Source organism: Leclercia sp. Marseille-Q4284, assembly GCF_916618945.1.
Lineage (GTDB): Bacteria > Pseudomonadota > Gammaproteobacteria > Enterobacterales > Enterobacteriaceae > Enterobacter > Enterobacter tamurae.
Genome location: NZ_CAKAKG010000001.1, coordinates 2,326,639 through 2,341,486 on the forward strand (window position 1 = coordinate 2,326,639; position 14,848 = coordinate 2,341,486).

The 14,848-nt window shown below is 54.0% G+C and carries 17 protein-coding genes and 1 tRNA gene; 13 read left to right on the plus strand and 5 right to left on the minus strand.

What is annotated here, in order from left to right; genetic code table 11:
* Positions 1-56: 56 nt before the first annotated feature.
* The 4 genes from LG383_RS11050 to LG383_RS11065 all read left to right on the plus strand — a co-directional run bounded on the left by LG383_RS11050 (position 57) and on the right by LG383_RS11065 (position 3,033).
* A complete protein-coding gene (locus tag LG383_RS11050; protein WP_225759110.1) occupies positions 57-287 on the plus strand; it encodes a hypothetical protein in 231 nt (76 codons plus the stop codon).
* 167 nt (positions 288-454) lie between these two features.
* The gene (locus LG383_RS11055; RefSeq protein ID WP_225759111.1) at positions 455-1,249 is read left to right on the plus strand and encodes an SDR family oxidoreductase; all 795 of its coding nucleotides are present in this window, start codon (positions 455-457) and stop codon (positions 1,247-1,249) included.
* Positions 1,250-1,394: 145 nt separating this feature from the next.
* Complete coding sequence (locus LG383_RS11060; RefSeq protein WP_106992650.1) at positions 1,395-1,631, plus strand: DUF1272 domain-containing protein; 237 nt, start codon at positions 1,395-1,397, stop codon at positions 1,629-1,631.
* Positions 1,632-1,659: 28 nt separating this feature from the next.
* Positions 1,660-3,033 carry a Xaa-Pro peptidase family protein gene (locus LG383_RS11065; protein WP_225759112.1) on the plus strand — a complete coding sequence of 458 codons (1,374 nt, stop codon included), beginning with the start codon at positions 1,660-1,662 and terminating at the stop codon, positions 3,031-3,033.
* 62 nt (positions 3,034-3,095) lie between these two features.
* On the opposite strand, the gene ampC is transcribed toward LG383_RS11065, so the two are convergent.
* The 3 genes from ampC to LG383_RS11080 form a co-directional block, all read right to left on the minus strand.
* Positions 3,096-4,238: a CMY2/MIR/ACT/EC family class C beta-lactamase gene (gene ampC, locus LG383_RS11070; protein WP_225759528.1), complete on the minus strand. Its 1,143-nt coding sequence runs from the start codon at positions 4,236-4,238 to the stop codon at positions 3,096-3,098.
* 88 nt (positions 4,239-4,326) lie between these two features.
* Entirely contained in the window at positions 4,327-5,475 is a 1,149-nt protein-coding gene (locus LG383_RS11075) for an FAD-dependent monooxygenase (protein ID WP_225759113.1), read from the minus strand.
* Positions 5,465-6,130: a DsbA family oxidoreductase gene (locus LG383_RS11080; RefSeq protein WP_225759114.1), complete on the minus strand. Its 666-nt coding sequence runs from the start codon at positions 6,128-6,130 to the stop codon at positions 5,465-5,467. The genes LG383_RS11075 and LG383_RS11080 overlap by 11 nt, the downstream gene beginning before the upstream one ends.
* 107 nt (positions 6,131-6,237) lie before the next feature.
* On the opposite strand from LG383_RS11080, the gene LG383_RS11085 reads away from it, so the two are divergent.
* Together LG383_RS11085 and LG383_RS11090 are read left to right on the plus strand one after the other, a co-directional pair.
* Positions 6,238-7,152: a LysR family transcriptional regulator gene (locus LG383_RS11085; RefSeq protein WP_106992646.1), complete on the plus strand. Its 915-nt coding sequence runs from the start codon at positions 6,238-6,240 to the stop codon at positions 7,150-7,152.
* Positions 7,153-7,300: 148 nt separating this feature from the next.
* A complete protein-coding gene (locus LG383_RS11090; protein ID WP_225759115.1) occupies positions 7,301-8,404 on the plus strand; it encodes an NADH:flavin oxidoreductase/NADH oxidase in 1,104 nt (367 codons plus the stop codon).
* Positions 8,405-8,501: 97 nt separating this feature from the next.
* Here LG383_RS11090 and LG383_RS11095 read toward each other — a convergent pair whose 3' ends face one another.
* Positions 8,502-9,563, minus strand: a complete 1,062-nt coding sequence (locus LG383_RS11095) for a LacI family DNA-binding transcriptional regulator (protein ID WP_225759116.1) — start codon at positions 9,561-9,563, stop codon at positions 8,502-8,504.
* A 222-nt stretch (positions 9,564-9,785) separates the two neighbouring features.
* Here LG383_RS11095 and LG383_RS11100 point away from each other — a divergent pair, with 222 nt between their 5' ends.
* The 7 genes from LG383_RS11100 to LG383_RS11130 all read left to right on the plus strand — a co-directional run bounded on the left by LG383_RS11100 (position 9,786) and on the right by LG383_RS11130 (position 14,621).
* Positions 9,786-10,226, plus strand: coding sequence for a PTS sugar transporter subunit IIA (locus LG383_RS11100; RefSeq protein ID WP_225759117.1), 441 nt, complete (start codon positions 9,786-9,788; stop codon positions 10,224-10,226).
* 10 nt (positions 10,227-10,236) lie between these two features.
* Positions 10,237-10,503, plus strand: coding sequence for a PTS sugar transporter subunit IIB (locus LG383_RS11105; protein WP_225759118.1), 267 nt, complete (start codon positions 10,237-10,239; stop codon positions 10,501-10,503).
* Positions 10,504-10,534: 31 nt separating this feature from the next.
* Positions 10,535-11,797, plus strand: a complete 1,263-nt coding sequence (locus LG383_RS11110) for a PTS ascorbate transporter subunit IIC (RefSeq protein ID WP_225759119.1) — start codon at positions 10,535-10,537, stop codon at positions 11,795-11,797.
* Positions 11,798-11,819: 22 nt separating this feature from the next.
* Positions 11,820-12,497 (plus strand): D-allulose 6-phosphate 3-epimerase, encoded by a 678-nt coding sequence (gene alsE, locus LG383_RS11115; RefSeq protein ID WP_225759120.1) that lies wholly within the window; start codon positions 11,820-11,822, stop codon positions 12,495-12,497.
* 136 nt (positions 12,498-12,633) lie between these two features.
* Positions 12,634-13,104, plus strand: coding sequence for a PTS sugar transporter subunit IIA (locus LG383_RS11120; protein WP_225759121.1), 471 nt, complete (start codon positions 12,634-12,636; stop codon positions 13,102-13,104).
* A 55-nt stretch (positions 13,105-13,159) separates the two neighbouring features.
* Entirely contained in the window at positions 13,160-13,471 is a 312-nt protein-coding gene (locus tag LG383_RS11125; RefSeq protein ID WP_225759122.1) for a PTS fructose transporter subunit IIB, read from the plus strand.
* Positions 13,472-13,514: 43 nt separating this feature from the next.
* Positions 13,515-14,621 carry a PTS fructose transporter subunit IIC gene (locus tag LG383_RS11130; protein ID WP_225759123.1) on the plus strand — a complete coding sequence of 369 codons (1,107 nt, stop codon included), beginning with the start codon at positions 13,515-13,517 and terminating at the stop codon, positions 14,619-14,621.
* Positions 14,622-14,699: 78 nt separating this feature from the next.
* Here LG383_RS11130 and LG383_RS11135 read toward each other — a convergent pair.
* A tRNA-Ser gene (locus tag LG383_RS11135) sits at positions 14,700-14,787 on the minus strand.
* Positions 14,788-14,848 lie beyond the last annotated feature (61 nt).

Genomic DNA, 14,848 nt, shown 5'->3' on the forward strand with positions numbered 1-14,848 from the left:
TTGGCATAACAGTCAGTGATACAGTGGCTTGCAGACATATCAGAGGATTATCAGAAATGACGATTGTATTTGTTCCTGCCCTGATCGCCGTGCTGGTGGCTAAAGAACGCGAAATGGGACATGAGTTGACCCAGGAAGAGGTTGAATTGATACGCGACAGCGCCACGGCCATTGAGCTACCTGAAGAGATTGCTGAAGATATGGCCAAAGAGCGTGGCTACCCTGACATAGATCCGGAGAATGTCTGGAGCGAGTGGCTGGCGTACAAAGCAACGCGCTCGGCATAACAGTAAAATGATTTAACGTTTCTCCCTACCCGGCGGCCAACATCCTGCCGGGTCTTCACCTCCTCCCCACCGCAAAGATCAAAAATTCTGTCGACATTGGTTGCATTATAAAACCAAATGACGCAGGTTTTATTTTGAAACCAATTAACGTCTTTTGAGGTGTCACAATGAGTACACAACGTTCAACGGCTTTGATTACTGGTGCATCTTCCGGGATTGGCGCGGTCTACGCCGACCGTCTCGCCGCCCGCGGTTACGATCTGGTGCTGGTCGCCCGCCGGGAAGCGCGTCTGCTGACGCTGGCGGAACAGCTGAAGCAGCGCTATGGCGTGAAGGTCACCACCCTGACGGCGGATCTTACCGATGAAACCGGGATCCGCGCCGTGGAGGAGATCCTGCGCAGCAACACCGCTATCGACACGCTGATCAACAACGCCGGGACCGCCCAGATGGCCCCCTTCCTCGCGGGGGATGTGGCGCAGCATCAGGCGATCAACATGCTCAACACCACCGCCCTGATGCGCCTGACGTATGCCCTGCTACCGCGTCTGGCACAGAACAATCGCGGCACGCTGATTAATATCGCCTCGGTGCTGTCGATCCATGCCCGGGCGGGCAGCGCACTCTACAGCGCCACCAAAGCCTGGGTGCTGAATTTTACGCGTGGGCTGCAGGAGGAGTTTGCCGACAGCCAGGTGCGGATCCAGGCGGTATTACCGGCAGCCACCGCCACTGAGATCTGGGAGTTGTCCGGCATCACCGCAGACGACCTGCCCGCCGGGTCGGTCATGACCACCGACAACATGGTGGATGCGGCGCTGGCCGGGCTGGATCAGGGGGAGCTGATCACCATTCCGCCGATGCACGATGAAGCCTTGTGGACACGCTACGAAGAGGCCCGGCTGGCGCTGTTTGCCAGCGCCCGCACCGGCGAACCGGCCCCGCGCTACCTGCCGCGCTGAGGATTACTGCTTAAGCTGGTCGCCGTACTCGTTCATCCAGGCGGCCAGCGTGGACGCTGATCTCAACCCTGCGACATCGCTGTCGCGGGGTTGCGATCTCTCTGGCATAGTGAGGCAGACGCAACCTGCTGAAAGGAAGGAAACTATGCTCGAACTTCGCCCGAACTGTGAATGGTGTGACCGTGACCTGCCCCCTGACGCTCAGGACGCCCGGATCTGCTCCTTTGAGTGCACCTTCTGCGCCGACTGCGTAGAAACCCATCTCAACCATCGCTGCCCCAACTGTCAGGGAGAACTGGTGCGCCGCCCGGTGCGCCCGGCCAATAAACTGATCAACTCGCCTGCCTCCACCGTGCGGGTGCATGCGCAAAAAAGTTCCTGACGCTCCCCGCTTTCTGATGATGAGGTAAATGATGATCCAGCTGCAGACCATCCCTGCACCGCGTAATTTTACGGCTGTGGCCCCGGTGTTGCTCACCGATGCGACGATGCTTGAGCGTAAAAATAAGGTGCTGACCCGCATGAGCGAGGCGGGCTTTGACGCCCTCGTGATTTATGCTGATAAGGAGCACGGGGGGAACTTTGAGTACCTGACCGGCTTTGTCCCGCGCTTCGAAGAAGGTCTGCTGATCCTTGATAAATCGGGCGCGGCGACGGCGATTCTGGGCAATGAAAACCTGAAGATGGCGCAGCATTCCAGGCTCCCGGTTACGTTAAAGCACTGCCCCTATTTTTCGCTGCCGAATCAGCCGATGGAGAATGAGGCTTCGCTGGAGACGCTGTTCAGCGATATCGGCCTTCACAAGCTGGATAAAATCGGGCTGGTTGGCTGGAAAATGTTTACCTCCGCCGGGGCGGATAATACGCAACTGTTCGACCTGCCGTACTTTATCGTCGAGGCGCTGAAAAACAGCACTGGCGCGAAGCTTAAGAACGCCGCACATCTGTTTATTCGCGGCGATAACGGCGCCCGCGTGACTAACAATGCGAACGAAATCGCCCATTATGAATATGGCGCTAACCTCGCCTCCGGCTGCATGCTGAATGCCATGAACGCGGTAGAGCCGGGGATCCGCGAAACCGAACTGGGGGCGCTGCTCGCGGCGGAAGGCCAGTATCAGACGGTAGTCACCATCGCCGCCGCCGGACAGCGTTTTGAGAAGGCGAACTTCTATCCCACCTATAAAAAGCTGGAGCGCGGCCAGCCGCTGTCGATGACCACCGGGTTTAAAGGCGGGCTATCGAGCCGGACCGGATTTGTGATTGCCGATGAGAGCGAGCTGCCTGAAGCGCAAAAATATTATCTGGATCGGGTGGCAAAACCCTATTTTGCGGCGGTCGCCAGCTGGCTTGAGACTATCCATATCGGGATGCAGGGTGGCGAGATGTATGCCCATATCGAAAAGGTGCTCAATAAAGCGGAGTACGGCTGGCACCTCAATCCGGGGCATCTCAGCGCCGATGAGGAGTGGATGTCCTCCCCAATTTATCCTCACTCCACCGAGACGCTGAAAAGCGGGATGATCCTGCAGATTGATATTATCCCCTCGGTGCCGGGCTACACCGGGGTGAGCGCTGAGGAGAGTATCGCCCTGGCGGACCAGGCATTGCAGGAGAAACTTCAGGCGGCGTATCCTGATGTATGGGCGCGGATTGTGACTCGCCGAACCTACATCCGCGACGTGCTGAAGATTAATCTCGCGGATGAGGTGATCCCGCTGTCGAATACCGTGGCCTATCTGCGCCCGTTCCTGCTGGCGAAGGATAAGGCATTCACCTGCTGAGCCCACTTTGCCCGGCGGCGCGGCGCTTGCACGGGCCTACAGGTTTTGTAGGCCCCCTGAATTTACTGCAACGCTTCCAGAATGTGATACGCCGCCTTCACCCGTTCCGGGTTGGGGTAATTTTTATTCGCCAGCATCACAATGCCGAGCTGCTTCTCGGGGATAAAGGCGATGTAGCTACCAAACCCGCCGGTCGCCCCGGTCTTATGCACCCACGAGGCCTTTACCGGCGGCTGTGCCGGGGTGATGGCCCTGGCATCGCGTGCCGCCAGAGCGTACTTATTATCCGCCCCCGCCTCCAGTGTTTGGGAGGTGACCGGCCAGTTCAGCATTTCCCAGCCCAGGCCCTGATACATATCGCCCACCTGCCAGTACCGTGATTGCGCGAGATCCATCCCCTGTTTTAGCGACGCGTCCCGGATGCCCTCCGGCTGGATGTTGGCCTGCAGCCAGCCTGCCATATCGACGATAGAGGTTTTCACCCCGTATGCTTCGGCATCGAGCATACCCGGCGAGACGTGGACGGCCTTGCCGTCCCGGTAGCCCCAGGCATAGTTCGTCTGCTCGCTGGCCGGGACGGTGACCCAGGTATGGGTGAGGTTGAGCGGTTGCAGCACCCGGCGGGTGAGCGCCTGCTCGAAATTCAGCGTCGAGGGTTTCACCGCCAGGGCGCCAAACAGGCCAATACTGGCGTTGGCATACTGGCGCTTCGTGCCCGGGGCCCACTCCGGGTGCCAGGTCTGGTAGTATTTTTCCAGCGATGCGGCATCGGTGACGTTGTCCGGCACCTGCAGCGGCAGGCCGCCCGCGGTATAAGTCGCCAGATGCAGAAGCGTGATCCCTTCCCACTGCTTGCCTGATAACGCCGACCAGTACTTGCTGGCAGGATCGCTGAGCGCAATCTCCCCGCGCGCCACCGCATCGCCCCCCAGCACCCCGGTAAAGGTTTTGCTCACCGAGCCAAGCTCAAACAGCGTCTGGCGGGTGACGGGCTTGTTCCCGGCCACGTCCGCCTGCCCCCAGGTGAAGAAGTACGGCTTGCCCTGATAAACCACCGCCACCGCCATACCCGGAATTGCCTGCGCCTTCATCAGCGCCGTAATGGTGGGGTTCACCACCTTTGCGATCTGCGCCTCTTCGGTTGTCGCAAAGGCGGAGCCGGACATAAGAGCAAGGAGCGCGCACAGCAGGGATTTTTTCATCAGGAGTATCTTTTGCGAAAAGTGAGGGGGCTATTTTGCAGGCATGACGGCGGAATGTAAAACGGACCAGGGAGCCTGCATGGCCCCCCGATTAAGCCCGGCCGAAAAGCAGTCGTTCGCCCATACTCATCCCCACTTTGCGTAAATACTTGCCGCGGAAAATTTGCTCCCGTTCCCACTCAGACAGGGCTTTGTCCGTGTCATCAGGCCAGGCTTGCAGGGCATCGCTTAAGGCCAGGGCATTGGCGGCCGCTTTTGAGGTGCTCGCCGCGGTATGAGGCCGGGGGATAGAGGCGGCATCGCCCAGTAAGATCACCCTGCCCTTCACCATCTTATCGACCGCGAGATCGCGGATCGCCTGGGCAAAGGGTTCCTTTGTTGCCTGCACAATGTCGCGGAAGCCGGGCGGGAGGAGTGTTTGTGCTTCAGTATCAAGATGCGCCTTCCAGCGTGCGGCCAGCAGCCCTTCAGGCACGGAATAACGTCGCGCCACACCGTCGGTCCCCGTCATGATCGCTTCCCGCTGCGCGTCATCAACGACCCGATACCAGACCCAGTTGTAAAAGCGGTGGCCTGGCCGTAAATCGTTATCCGCACCCGGCACCAGATAGCCCAGAATGTGCGACCCCAGGTTGCTGGCGAAAGCAAAATCGCCATGAAGCTGCTGTCTGGCCCGTTCGGGCATGGCGTTTTCCGGCACCAGCCCGCGCCAGGCGATATACCCCGCGTAGTCTGGCGTGTCGTTCCACAGCAGTTTGCGCACAAACGAACCGTTACCGTCAGCCCCGATAAGCAGATCCCCGGTCTCCCTTGCGCCCCCTTCAAAGTGGGCGGTGACGTGATGATCATCAGGAAACGTGATATCCGTAAGGAGACGATTTTTATGGTAATGAATATCGCTAATCGTCGAGCGCATCAGGGAGTAGATCAATGACCACGAGGTCTGCACCTGGGGGGCATACTGTTTGTGCTCCACCGAGCCGTCCGGGCGAAACACCACTCTGTGCGCTGAGCGCACCCCCAGATTGTCCCAGTCGCGTTCGATGCCGCTGCGACGGATTAACGCCACCACTTCGGGTTGCAGCACGATGCCGCCGCCCCGGCTGTCGAGATCCTGAGCCGAGCGCTCAAAAATATCGACGTCCCAGCCCGCCTGCTGCAGCATGTTCCCTGCAAATAATCCCCCTAACGAGCCGCCGATAATCAAGGCCCGCTTTCTCGGGTGCATTTCACCGTTCATATTCCGCTCCTTCCCCTTTAAGCCGGTCGCGATAAGCATCCATGATGTAATAGCGGAGCTGATCCACCGGAACGGCGCCCGTCAGCTTGATACCGGCAATATCAAAGGTGGGTACGCTGTTGATATCGCCCTGCCGCGCCAGATCCTCCAGCTGGATCACCTCCGCTTCTCCCGCGGTACTCAGCAGATATTGGCGCGCAGCCTCTTTATCCATCCCACACTCGCCAGCCACATCCACCAGCACATTGAGGTCGCCAATATCTCTTCCCTCCTCGAAATACGCCTGAAACAGACGCTTAACCAGCAGGGTTCGGGCCTTTCCGACAGCCGCAAACCGCGTCAATCGATGGGCCGCAAAGGTGTTAGGCACGCGCTGAATGGCCGGGTAGTTAAAGGTGACATCGTCCGTTTTCCCCTTCTCCACGGTGTGCTCATCCAGCTGATGTGAATATTCCCAGCTGCCGAATTTAGCCCGGCGATAGGCGACACGCTCCATGCCCTCCAGCGGCATGCCCGGGTTGAGCTCCATGGGCAGCCAGTCAACCTCAACCTCGACGTCGTCGGGTAACGCCTGCAGCACCTTCTCTAGCCGGGCATCCGCAATCCGGCACCAGGGACAAATAAAATCTGACGTAACGGTAATGGATATTTTCATGTTTCACCTCTCACTGTGGAGAAGGCTAACACTGTTACTTAATGGTGATAATATAGTTAAAACAGCTAACAGAGTTGCGCCATCCGCAACGATTCGGGGAGAATAAAATGGATATGCTGGCATCGCTTGAAGCCTTTATTACGGTCGTCGAAGAGGGCGGGTTCGCGCCGGCAGGCAGAAAATTAGCGCTGGCGACCTCTTCGGTGACGCGTCAGATCGACGGGCTGGAAAAGGTGCTGGGTACGCAGCTGCTGACCCGCTCGACCCGCAGCGTGGTGCTGACGGCGGCCGGGCATGTCTATTTTGAACACGCGGTGAGGATCCTCAACGACCTGGAATACGCCAATCAGGAAGTGCGGGACCAGACCGGGGAGCCCAGGGGGGTGTTACGGATCAGCCTCCCGGTCTCGTTTTCCAGGCTGCATATCGCCCCGTTGCTGGCCCCCTTCTCCCGCCGCTATCCGTTAATCTCCCTGGATCTGACCTTTACCGATGAGGTCGTCGATCTGGTGGAAAAGCGGCTAGACTTGACTGTCCGCCTGGGTAAGGTCGACTCCCCTAACCTGATCGCGCGTAAGTTACTTTCCCAGCGTCGGTGCGTCTGCGCCAGCCCGGACTATCTGAAAGCGAATGGCTATCCTGAGGTGCCTGGAGATCTGAAGAATCACAACTGCCTGATCTTTTCCTATTCGTCCGGAAAAACGAAGTGGTATTTCAATGGGGAGAGTCAGATCGCCATTGATGTGAAAGGCACGCTGAAGTGCAACAACTCAGAAATTTTGCGCGAAGCGGTGTTAAGTGGCTATGGCATTGCGCTCCTGCCTGACTGGCTGATCGGCAAGGATATTCAGGACGGGAAGCTGATCAGGTTACTGCCACAATGGCGCGCGGAAGTTAACGACGGTGAGGATGATTCCGCGATTTATGCCATCTACCATCCCACCCGCAGGAACACTAAAAAAGTGAAGGTGTTTGTCGATTTTCTGATGGCGCATCTTTCCCCGGAGTCGGAAAGTGAATAGTGCAAATTCAACAGCGTTGCGTCTGACGCAACGTACTTTTGCGTAAACGTGAGGTTCTGTTATCGCTGGCTGTGCGGTATGTTGATGAATATTCAGGTATAAAAATCGCCACAACCCATTTCTAACGCTGCAATCTGGAGTGACATGTATGTCTAAACCCAAGCTGTTTACACCGTTACGTATCCGCAATCTTGAACTCGAAAACCGTATCGTGATCGCCCCGATGTGCCAGTACTCCGCCGAAGAGGGCTGCATGACCGACTGGCACACGCTCCATCTGGGGCAACTGGCCCAGTCTGGCGCGGGCCTGCTCACCATTGAGGCGGCAGCCGTTTCCCCTGAAGGCCGGATTACCTACGCTGACGTCGGGCTCTATGATGACAAGACAGAAGAAGCGATGGGTCGGGTGCTTGCCACTATCCGTAAGTGGTCAGATATTCCTGTTGGCATCCAGCTGGCCCATGCGGGCCGTAAAGCCTCAACCTATAAACCCTGGGATAAGCACGGTCAAATCCCACCCGATCAGGAGGGTGGCTGGCAGACCTTAGCCCCTTCTGCGGTACCCTACAGCGAAGGTTATACCCTCCCCACCGCTCTCGACAGCAATGGCCTGGCCGAAATCCGCAACCAGTTCGCCGAGGCTGCCAAACGTGCCGCCCGACTGAATATCGACCTGATCCAGATCCACGCCGCGCATGGCTATCTGTTACATCAGTTCTTATCCCCGCTCTCTAACCAGCGCACGGATAATTACGGCGGCTCGCTGGAAAATCGCGCCCGCTTCCCGCTGGAGATCGTCGACGCGGTGCGGGAAGCCTTCCCTGCCGATAAAGCCATCAGCGTGCGTATCTCCGCAACCGACTGGGTCGAGGGCGGATTTAATCTCGAAGAGGCCGTGGAATTCTCGAAAATGCTGGAAGCCCGCGGAGTGGATGCGATTCACGTCTCCAGCGGCGGTCTGCACCCCGATCAGCAGATTGAGGTCTACCCTGGTTATCAGGTGCCGCTGGCACGCGCGGTAAAAGCTGCCGTCAATATTCCGGTGGTGGCGGTAGGGTTGATTACCGATCCTGAACATGCGGAGTCCATCGTCGCCAGCGGGGATGCGGATATCATCGGTATTGCCCGAGGCGCGCTCTACAATCCGCGCTGGCCATGGCATGCGGCGGCGGAGCTGGGTGCCCAGGTGCATGCGCCGGACCAGTATCTGCGCTGCCAGCCGCACACGCTGAAGAATTTGTTCAAGTCCTGATCGTTTTGCAGAGAGAAACCCGTGGCCGCAGCGGACCTCAGCCAGGGGATATCCAGTGACGCACAGTTATCCTGCCGTAGTCGGCAGGATAACTGTTTTACCGGGATGACGGCTTTCTGGTGCTGGCGCGAACCTGCAAAGTTGAGGGTAATTCAATGGCGTTATCTGTCGATTTGCCATCCAGTAGATCAAGCAATGTTTTTCCGGCGACAGTCCCCGTTTCACTCCAGGGAAATTCGACCGCAGTCAGCGCCGGTGAGCAAACGGCGGCAAGGGTGCCCCCACTCAAACTAGCCAGTGCCAGCGCGTCAGGCACTTTTTGCCCCGCACCGTGGCAGGCCATAATGCAGCCGCAGGCAATTTCATCAGACGTACAAATCAGCGCATCCAGCTCAGGCCAGGTGATACGAATATCCCCCAGCAGGTTTAAACCGGTCGTAATCCCTGCTGCCAGGTGAGACGTCACCACGCGATGCGGAGAGTGATTAACCGAAAGCATAGCGCTGTTCCAGCCGCTCAGTACCTGGCGAAACATAATGTTATTGGAAGCAGTGCAAAGCAGGCCGATATTTTTATATCCGGCCTGGACAAGCGATGTGACCAGCTTTTTGATGGCTGCAGCGTAGTCAACGCCAATGCTGACCCAGCTTGCATCACGATTGATGGCACCAATCTCAATTACCGGTACGCCGGTGTTACTGATCATTTGCGAACAACTGCTGATGTTATCGATATTGAACTGAACAATCGCCGCCGGGTTGTAGGCGAGCATTTGCGCAAACGCTTTTTCTTCACTCTGCCCCCCCTGTCCGGACTCGATAAACATCATGCTGTAGCCCTGGGTCGCGAGTACGGTCTGCAGCGTTTCAGAGACGGCAAGAAAGCCCGGAGAGGAAAAAGAGGGGACGACGCCCATCACCAGGCTGGAGTCAGCGGAGGCGAGGCTGCGGGCCTGCAGGTTTGGCACATAGCCCAGCTCGCTCACCGCCGCTTCAATACGGGTGCGCAGTTCAGGATTCACTTTTTCAGGCATACGTAACGCGCGTGACACGGTCATCGTGCTAACGCCCACCAGTTTTGCAACTTCAGCGAGCGTAATTTTACCGGTGTTTTTCCTGCGTTTTTCTCTCGCGCTATCGTCCGCATCTAACGTCTGCACTGATCTCCTCCTTTCGCCTGACTGGGCAGCCATTGTAAATGATGTTTGGCGTTTTGCGCATTGCCCAACTGCAAAGTAATGAGCAGTATCGTTAATAAAGTTAGCGGTAACAAGAATTTTAACATTATTGCCATGTTAGCGCTAACTTTGAGAGGAAGATCACGGTAAGCCATAAAGTCATTCCACTATAGTAAACTCACTTTCAACGCTATCGGGGTATTTATGATTACGACCTGGTTACCTGCAGAAAATATCCAGATTGTGGATTCAGTCAGCGACTGGAAACAGGCCATTAGGTTATCGGCCCAGCCCTTACTGGCGAAAGAGACGATTACTGAAGAATATATTGAAGCCATTTTTAACAGCCATCAGGAACTGGGCCCTTATTATGTTTTAGCCCCTGGTCTGGCGATGCCTCATGCTCGCCCGGAGCAAGGCGCAATTAAAAATGGATTATCGCTTTTACATATTAAACAAGGCGTTTCTTTTGACGCAGAAGAGAACGACCCTGTTTACGTTGTGATTATGTTATGTGCGCTTTCAGGTGATGAGCACATCAATATGATTACCGCCCTGGCAGACATTTTTAGCGATGATGAACGACTCTCAGCGTTGCTGAAAGCATCATCAATTGAATCAATTCAACGCGTTATCAAGGGATAGTGAGGTAGAGATGAAAAAGGTTCTGATTGTTTGTGGTAACGGTTTAGGCAGCAGCTTTATCGTCGAAATGAACGTAAAAAAAATCATTAAAGAGTTGAATAAAGAAGCAGAGGTTTCCCATACCGATCTGACGTCGGCAAAAAGCGAAACCGCCGATATTATTCTTAGCGCCAGGGATATTGCTGAACATCTGACCAGCCATTCTGCACAGGTATTTGGTTTATCTAACCTGCTGGATAACAATAAAATCAAAGAAATTCTCTCCGAAAATCTTTGATTAATTATTTGCGGCCCTACGGAGTCCTTCTATGCTGCAGTTTATTATTCATGATGTGTTAGGCACACCAGCAATACTGGTCGGTCTGTTTTCCCTCATCGGCTTATTATTGCAGAAAAAAGCCTTTTCCGATGTTATTTCCGGAACCCTTAAAACTATTATGGGTTTTGTGATATTAACCTCCGGGGCGGCGATTGTCGCCACTACGTTAACGACGTTTAGCCAGCTGTTTGAGCATTCATTCCATATTCAGGGGGTTGTACCCAATACTGACGCCATGGCGGCACTGGCGCAGAAAAACTACGGTACCGCGACGGCAATGATTATGGTGCTGGGGATGTTGTTTAACATTGTCCTGGCCCGTATTACGCCGTTGAAGTACATCTTCCTGACGGGACACCACACGCTCTATATGTCGGCGATGCTGGCTGTCATCCTCTCTGTCGGCGGTCTGTCGCCATTCTGGGTGGTACTGGTGGGGGCGGTGATCCTCGGCATCATGATGGTGGTATCTCCGGCTATTCTGCAGCCCTTCACCCGCAAAATAACCGGTACTGATGACCTGGCGCTGGGCCACTTTGGTTCAACCGGCTATCTACTGTCGGCGCTGGTGGGTAAATTGATCGGCAAAGGCAGCCCGTCGATTGAAGCGCTGAAGGTGCCGAAATCACTCAACTTTCTGCGTGACTCCTCGGTCGCCATCTCACTGACGATGATGATCCTGTTCGTGATTCTGGTCCTGGTGGCAGGCAAAGAGTTTGTTGAGACCAGCATCAGCGGTGGTCAGAACTTTATCATCTTCGCCATTATCCAGTCGCTGACCTTCGCGGCAGGCGTGTGGATCATCCTTGCGGGTGTGCGCATGATTATTGCCGAAATTGTCCCGGCCTTTAAAGGCATCGCCGACAAGCTGGTGAAAGATGCCAAACCGGCGCTCGACTGCCCTACCGTCTTTCCGTTCGCCCCGAACGCGGTGATTGTTGGATTTCTGTCAAGCTTTGCCGCCGGTCTGGTGAGTATGTTCCTGTGCCCACTGTTTGGTTTAAGCGTCATCGTTCCTGGCCTGGTGCCGCACTTCTTCTGCGGCGCAACGGCGGGCGTTTACGGCAACATCTGCGGCGGTCGTCGCGGCGCGGTGGTGGGTGCCTTCGCTCACGGTCTGCTGATCTCATTTTTACCTGCGATTTTGCTGCCTATGATGGGCGACCTTGGCTTTGCGTCCACCACCTTCGGCGATGCGGACTTCGGCGTCGTTGGCATCATTCTCGGGCATGTCGTGTCACTGTTTAACTAATTAATGCTATTGGAGGTGCAGTATGGCGGCTAAATTTTCGCCCTCGTTAATGTGTATGGATTTAACGCAGTTCAGAGAACAAATTACGGCAATGAACGATCGGGCTGATTTTTATCACGTCGATATTATGGACGGTAGTTATGTGAAGAACATTACGCTATCACCGTTCTTTATCGAAAACCTGAAGAAAATTACCGATGTGCCGATTGACGTGCATCTGATGGTGAATCATCCGGAAGATATTATTCCGATGTGCATTGATGCAGGGGCCGATATTATCAGCTTCCATCCGGAGACGGCGAATAACAAAATCTTCCGTCTGCTGAATCAGATTAAAGATGCGGGTCGTCGCTGTGGCGTAGTTTTAAACCCGGCAACCCCGGCGGATGCGATTAAAGAGTATGCCCATCTGCTGGATAAAGTGACCGTTATGTCGGTTGATCCAGGCTATGCGGGGCAGAAATTTATTCCAGAATCGCTGAATAAAATTAAACAGCTGATTGCGATGCGTGAAGCGCAGGGTTACCACTACCTGACTGAGATTGACGGCTCCTGCAACGAGAAAACCTTTAATGTCATCTCCCGATCCGGCGTTGACGTGTTTATTGTCGGAACCTCGGGGCTGTTCTCCCTGGCAGATGATGTCAGTGATGCCTGGGATAAAATGGTCGATATCTACCAGCGCGAAGTCGCCGCCTGAAACTTGCAGCGCGCTCAGCCGTATTGAGCCATCGCGCAGGGCACAGAGTCTATTTAACCGGTCTGTCTCTTTGCCCTCGTTGTTGATTTGTACGGTTGAGCGTGCTGTAACCCTCTTATATTAATGAAGGTGCGTTATGAATATTTCGAATGTGCTTAATATAAATAATATTAAGTTAAATATGATGGCTAAGAGTAAAGAAGAAGCCATTGAAGAATTAACGGATTTATTGGTACGGGATGGCTCTGTTATCAATAAAGATGATTTTCTGAAAGATGTCTGGCTGCGCGAGGAGCAAGGGTCCACTGGATTCGAAAATCATATTGCGATCCCGCATGGTAAATCCTCAGGCGTAGTCCGTACGGCGCTGGCTATTGGACGAACCCAATATGAAATCCCCTGGGAAACGATGGATGGTAGCGATGTCCGCTGCATTATTTTATTCGCAGTTTGTCTGGTGGATCAAAATGCGACTCACATCCGATTACTAGCCCAGGTGTCAGGTTCGCTGGCAGACGAGGAAATAATAGAACAGTTACTGCAGGAAAACGACCCCCAGAAAATTATTGACCTTTTGAACGCTGAAAATGAAGGCGCTAACGCTTAATGTAATTACCACCTCGACCCTGGCATGGCAATAGATTAAACCCTGGAGAAATATCATGAATATCGTTGGAATTACCGCCTGTACTGTCGGTATTGCACACACCTATATTGCGCAGAAGAAAATTGAAATAGCAGCAAAAAAAGCCGGGCACAATGTCAAAATCGAAACGCAAGGCACTATAGGTATCGAGAACGCATTAACCGCGGATGAGATTGCACAAGCCGACATCGTCCTGTTAGCCGCTGATGTAAAAGTTTCTGGTGAAGAACGATTTGCAGGAAAGAAAGTCGTCAAAGTACCAACAGAAATGGCCGTTAAGTCTCCAAATAAGCTAATTGAAAAACTCAGCGAATTAGTCAATTCATAACTTTTATCTGTACGTATCCTATATAAATTCAAGGGCGTAACTTATGAATATAAAAGAAATATGGCAAGCAGCTAACCCTAAGGGCCATCTGCTGACGGCTATCTCATTCCTGATCCCCATTGTCTGTGGGGCTGGATTTATTATTGCCATCGGAATGGGTCTTGGGGGTACGGTGCAGGACGCATTAGTCCCAGGTCAGTTTGATCTGTGGCAGGCCTTAGCCACTATGGGGGCTAAGGCTCTTGGACTTTTACCCGTCGTGATTGCCATCGGCATTTCTGGCTCGATCGCAGGCAAGCCCGGTATTGCACCAGGTTTTGTCGTCGGTCTGGCAGCTAACACCATTGGTGCGGGTTTCATCGGGGGCATGATCGGGGGCTACATATCCGGGTATATTGCTCTGGCAATTATAAAAAATGTCAAGGTTCCGGGCTGGGCTCGGGGTTTGATGCCTACATTGATTGTTCCATTTTTTGCATCCATTAGCAGTGCACTGATAATGGTCTACATCATCGGTACGCCTATTGGTATATTTACTGACGCGCTAACATCCTTCCTGAGAAGTATGGGGACGTCATCTAATTTACTCCTGGGTGCTGTTATTGGGGCGTTGTGTATCATTGACTTTGGCGGACCGATCAATAAAACCTGCTTCGCATTCGTCTTAACGCTCCAGGCGCAGGGTATAAATGAGCCTATTACTGCCCTTCAGTTAGTTAATACGGCCACACCTATCGGTTTAGGACTTGCATTTTTTATTGCCAAACTTCTTCGCAAAAACATCTATAACCACGAAGAGATCGAAATGTTAAAGTCGGCGGTTCCTATGGGAGTCGTCAATATTGTTGAAGGATCGATACCTATCGTTATGAATGATATCGTGCGCGGTATTACTGCGGCGGCCATCGGGGGCGCTTGTGGGGGTGCGGTCACCATGGTTTATGGTGCGGATGCAACAGTACCTTTTGGTGGTGTTTTGATGATCCCTACCATGTCACATCCTATGGCGGGTGTTATGGCATTGCTGGTAAATATCGTGGTAACAGCAACTGTCTATGCCGTCATCAAAAAAGACGTTCCTCGTGATGTTGTTATAAACAATGAGCAGGAAGAGGAAGATATCAACCTGGATGACATCAAAATAAGCTAAGTATCCAGGTCACGACGGGGGATAGCGGGCAAAAAGCAAAAAACCCTGCGATATTGCTATCGCAGGGTTTTTCAAATTTGGCGGAAGCGTAGAGATTCGAACTCTAGAACCCTTTCGGGTCGCCGGTTTTCAAGACCGGTGCCTTCAACCGCTCGGCCACGCTTCCAAAGTGAGGCGCACTATAAACATCTCTGCGCGCTATGTAAAGGGGGGAATTGAAGAATTTG